The sequence below is a fragment of the Psychromonas sp. genome (assembly GCF_041586535.1).
GTDB lineage: Bacteria > Pseudomonadota > Gammaproteobacteria > Enterobacterales > Psychromonadaceae > Psychromonas.
The window spans coordinates 1-4275 of sequence record NZ_JBFGZY010000206.1; the positions used below are offsets into that span (position 1 = coordinate 1).

A 4275-nucleotide genomic window follows, 5' to 3' on the forward strand; every position below is an offset into this window, starting at 1 on the left:
CCATTTTGCGGAGCAAGTGTCTTACCGTATAAGCCGACAGATAACAGTGCCAGTGGATTCATCGCTTCATCGAGACGTAACCCTTCCACATAAGGGTAATCAATTCCGCCGCCAATATGCCGGGAGCCTTGCCCGCGCATCTGCTTGGGATCATAGAGCGTTTCGAAGCGCACGTATTTAGCATTGCTGGTAGGTGAAGCGAGCTTAAGCAGCGAAGCCAGACTAAAGCCTAACCAGGGGATATTCATCGACCACGCCTCAACGCAGCGCATCCGGTACAGGCGCTCTTCAATAGCAAAACGGCTTAATAAATCTTCGTAGTTAAGTGTTAGCGGTTTATCAACCAACCCATCGATCAGCAGCTGCCAGGGATCGACTTTAAACTGCTGAGAATAGGAAGCGGGATCCCCTTTACCCGTACCAAATTCATAAAAGTTATTGTACTGCAATACCTTTTCTTCGGGCGTCATGGGGCTTAAAGATTGATAACGGTTATTTTTTGCGTGTCGGAGCGGTGAGCGCTCAAAGTTTAAATCAGAGTAATTGACTTTCTTTCTACCGCTGAAAAGATCAAATAAGCCGGCTTGTGCGCTGCTTGCCAAAGGCAGTGTTAAAGCTGATAAACCAAGTGCTTTAATCAGCAGGCGGCGATTTTGATAAACGCTTTCAGCGGTTAACTGTGACTCTTTAAGATCTGATTTCCTGCTTTTTTTTATAAGCATAACCTACCCCGGTAAAGTCCATCATAAAAACATAGACCACAGCAACCGGGAATTAATTTCATAAAAAGTAAAAAAACAGAAAAATATTTCTGTTTTTAAATCAGGGTGGTGACTGGAAAGTCGCTATTTATTAAGGTCTGCTGTTAACCTTAATGACTTCTGCCCGCTTGCCCAGTATTTTCGCTCAAAGGGAGTAATTGCCGTTGTGCTTTGATACTCTGCAACGTCACAGCTTTGACCTGCAAGCTCTAATGCCCGGGCAAACTCCTGCACATAGGTAAACCAGTTACTGCGCAGTTCAAACTGTCCGCCAAGTTGTAATATGGCAGGAAAAACCGCACTGCCATGCCAGCGCCGCTGCAGATGTTTGGCCTTCGGCCAGGGATTCGGATAGAGCAGATAATGATGGCTTAACTGCCAACCCGCCTCTACCGCTAAGCGCCAGAAATCATTCAGGTTAACCTGTAATAATCGATAGTTATCAGCAACCGATTGCGGATGCCTGGATAACCGGTCAGCTGATTTGTCCATTCCCAGGACAATGGCTTCGGGATGCTGCTGAGCAAGATGATAAGTACTCTCACCCACACCGCAGCAGGAATCAAAGATAATCGGCTTGCCTTGTTGTTCAACCCATTTTTCACAATCTTTAAAAGCATCCAGGGTATGCTGCTGATAAGGCTTACGGAACGGATGGGTAAGATGCTTTAAAACAATTTCATCCAGTTGTTCGTGCAAGCCCTGCTGATTGGAAATAATGACTCTTGAATTACCTGATTCACTCATGAACGTATCCCCACACCATTTTTAAGCAGCAATGTCACAACGGTATAAAAAACCACAATAAAAGTACCAATCACGGAAAAAGACCACACTATTGAAACATCTGCTATCCCCAGAAAACCATAACGGAAGGCATTGATCATATAAAAAACAGGATTGAAGTGTGAAACGCCCTGCCAAAATTCAGGCAGCAAACTAATAGAGTAAAATACACCACCAAGGTAGGTTAACGGTGTTAACACGAAGGTAGGGATAATACTGATATCATCAAAAGATCGCGCGAAAATTGCGTTCAGCAGTCCGCCAATTGAGAATAAAATAGCGGTGCAGACAACACTTAATATTAATACCAGAATATTATGAATCTGCAGGTCTACAAAAAACAGAGAAACACAAGTGACTAAAAAGCCAACCATTAAACCACGGGCAACTCCGCCGCCAATATAACCCAGGATGATTATATAGTTCGGCACCGGGGCGACCAGTAACTCTTCAACATGACGCTGAAATTTAGCACTGTAAAAAGAGGAAGCAACGTTGGAATAGGAGTTGGTTATCACCGACATCATAATCAGTCCCGGCACGATAAAAGACATATAGCTAAAACCACTCATCTCTCCGATGCGCGAGCCGATCAAATTACCGAAGATAACAAAATAGAGACTCATTGTAATAACCGGCGGCACCAGAGTCTGCACCCAAATGCGCAAAAAACGGGTTATCTCTTTTGTCCAAATACTTTTTAACGCGATAACATAATTACTATTCATTATTTAAATTGCCTTTTTCCACTAGCCCGACAAACAACTCTTCTAATCTATTCGCTTTATTGCGTAAACTGTTTACACGAATTCCCTGAGCCGTTAATTCATCAAAAACTTTGTTTAACGATTGTTCTTTTTTTATCTCTATTTCCAGGGTGCTATCATCTATTTTAGCAATCGAAAAATGCTCACTGCTGGGGGTGTTTTCAGGAGGATCGATATCGAGAATAAATGTTTCACTGTCCAGACGTGTCAACAGTTCTTTCATGCTGGTATTTTCAACCAGCACACCCTTATCAATAATACCAATATTACGACACAGCATCTCAGCTTCTTCAAGATAATGAGTGGTTAAAATAATCGTCACCCCCTGTGCGTTTATTTTTTTTAAAAAATTCCACATGGTTCGGCGGACCTCAATGTCCACGCCGGCAGTAGGTTCGTCCAGAATCAATAATTTTGGCTCATGCATCAGTGCCCGGGCGATCATTAAACGGCGTTTCATACCGCCTGATAATTCACGGGAGGGTTCGTTGCGTTTTCCCCAGAGATCTAATTGTCTGAGGTATTTTTCAGCGCGGATGAAAGCTTCTTTGCGTTTAATGCCATAATAACCCGCCTGATTGACCAGTATCTGAATCGGTGGTTCAAACTGGTTAAAGTTAAACTCCTGTGGTACCAGACCAATCTGGCTTTTAGCAGCTTCAAGCTGAGTATCCAGATCGTAACCAAAGACACTTACCGTGCCTGCAGTCTTGTTTACAAGTGATGAGATAATGCCGATGGTTGTGGATTTACCCGCGCCGTTAGGACCGAGCAGTGCGTAAAAATCCCCCTTCTTAACCTGCAGAGAGATCCCCTTTAGTGCTTCAACACCACCTTTGTATACCTTTCTGATATCTTTTAATTCAATTGCATACATGCTTTTTCTGCCTTAATCATTAAAACTAACGAAGCCAATATAAGGCAGGTTACGATAAAGCTGAGCGTAATCTATGCCATATCCGACAACAAACTCATCTCCAATAGAAAAACCTTCCCAAGCAACCTGTACCTCTACTTCCCTACGGGAAGGTTTAGTAAGCAATGTGCAGATAGCAAAGGATTTTGGATCGCGTAATTGCAGCATTTTTGTAATCTTGGAGAGTGTATATCCTGTGTCGATAATATCTTCAACAATCAATACATCACGGCCATGAATTTCCTCATCAAGCTCTTTTAATATTTTTACATCCCCGGAGCTATCTGTACCATTACCATAACTTGAGGTGGTCATAAAATCTAAAATCACAGGTACGGTAAGTAATCGGGCCAGATCAGCTAAGAAAATAGCAGAGCCACGCAACAAGCCAATAAGTACAAGGGATTCAGTATTTTTATAACGTTCATTAATTTCTGCAGCCATCTCCTGGATACGTTGTTTAATCCGCTCTTCCGAAATCATGGTAGTGATAGTATGGTTAGGATTCATGGAAACTCCGTTTAATAAAATAGCTGATCATTGTATCACTAAATATTATACCAATTGGATTAATTAAATGATCTGTTTAGGCGTCAGAAAAAATAAATGAAAGCGAGGCATTGATTGCAGTAACTAGTTGTTCTAATTGCAAAATCAATAACAAAGACTAAAACGTAGTTTTATGTCTAGCTAGCATTTATTTTAACAAGCATAAATGATCAGATAATTAATCTGATTGGTATAAGGTCCTAAACATACAATATTAGGCAGTATTACTTCGGCGCTTAAACGAAAAAATCCCTGCTGACATAGTCAACAGGGATTTTTCGTTTTATTAGGCGCTTGGCGATGGAACAGGAGGTGTAGAGCACCTCCGCTCATGACACGGTGCTGTCGCACACTACAGGGCACGCGGAGCTTAGCCCGCTCGTAAACCAGTGCTGCCGCACTACTCGCCCCGACTATCACATGATTTGCATGCCACTGCGTGGCAGCTCTTTATTGCCCATGCTCGAGTAGTCATAGCCCCCTTGCCTGTCGGCAA

5 protein-coding genes are annotated in these 4275 nt (G+C 42.6%); all 5 read right to left on the bottom strand.

Annotated elements, in window-relative coordinates; all coding sequences use genetic code 11:
- On the bottom strand, positions 1-722 hold a 722-nt coding region (msrP, locus tag ABZA00_RS16440), incomplete at its 3' end, for a protein-methionine-sulfoxide reductase catalytic subunit MsrP (RefSeq protein ID WP_372883234.1).
- 123 nt (positions 723-845) lie between these two features.
- A complete protein-coding gene (locus ABZA00_RS16445; protein ID WP_372883235.1) occupies positions 846-1508 on the bottom strand; it encodes a tRNA (guanosine(46)-N(7))-methyltransferase TrmB in 663 nt (220 codons plus the stop codon).
- A complete protein-coding gene (locus ABZA00_RS16450) occupies positions 1505-2275 on the bottom strand; it encodes an ABC transporter permease (protein ID WP_372883236.1) in 771 nt (256 codons plus the stop codon). The genes ABZA00_RS16445 and ABZA00_RS16450 overlap by 4 nt, the downstream gene beginning before the upstream one ends.
- On the bottom strand, positions 2268-3191 hold the full coding sequence (locus tag ABZA00_RS16455; RefSeq protein ID WP_372883237.1) for an ABC transporter ATP-binding protein: 924 nt from the start codon (positions 3189-3191) through the stop codon (positions 2268-2270). Before ABZA00_RS16455 ends, ABZA00_RS16450 begins: the two co-directional genes overlap by 8 nt.
- Positions 3192-3203: 12 nt before the next feature.
- Entirely contained in the window at positions 3204-3740 is a 537-nt protein-coding gene (gene hpt, locus ABZA00_RS16460) for a hypoxanthine phosphoribosyltransferase (protein ID WP_372883238.1), read from the bottom strand.
- Positions 3741-4275: the final 535 nt, after the last annotated feature.

What these genes read in the sequence shown, in the direction of transcription:
- ABZA00_RS16455 (WP_372883237.1), bottom strand. Translation starts at nt 3,191, where the DNA reads ATGTATGCAATTGAATTAAAAGATATCAGAAAGGTATACAAAGGTGGT.
- ABZA00_RS16445 (WP_372883235.1), bottom strand. Translation starts at nt 1,508, where the DNA reads ATGAGTGAATCAGGTAATTCAAGAGTCATTATTTCCAATCAGCAGGGC.
- hpt (WP_372883238.1), bottom strand. Translation starts at nt 3,740, where the DNA reads ATGAATCCTAACCATACTATCACTACCATGATTTCGGAAGAGCGGATT.
- ABZA00_RS16450 (WP_372883236.1), bottom strand. Translation starts at nt 2,275, where the DNA reads ATGAATAGTAATTATGTTATCGCGTTAAAAAGTATTTGGACAAAAGAG.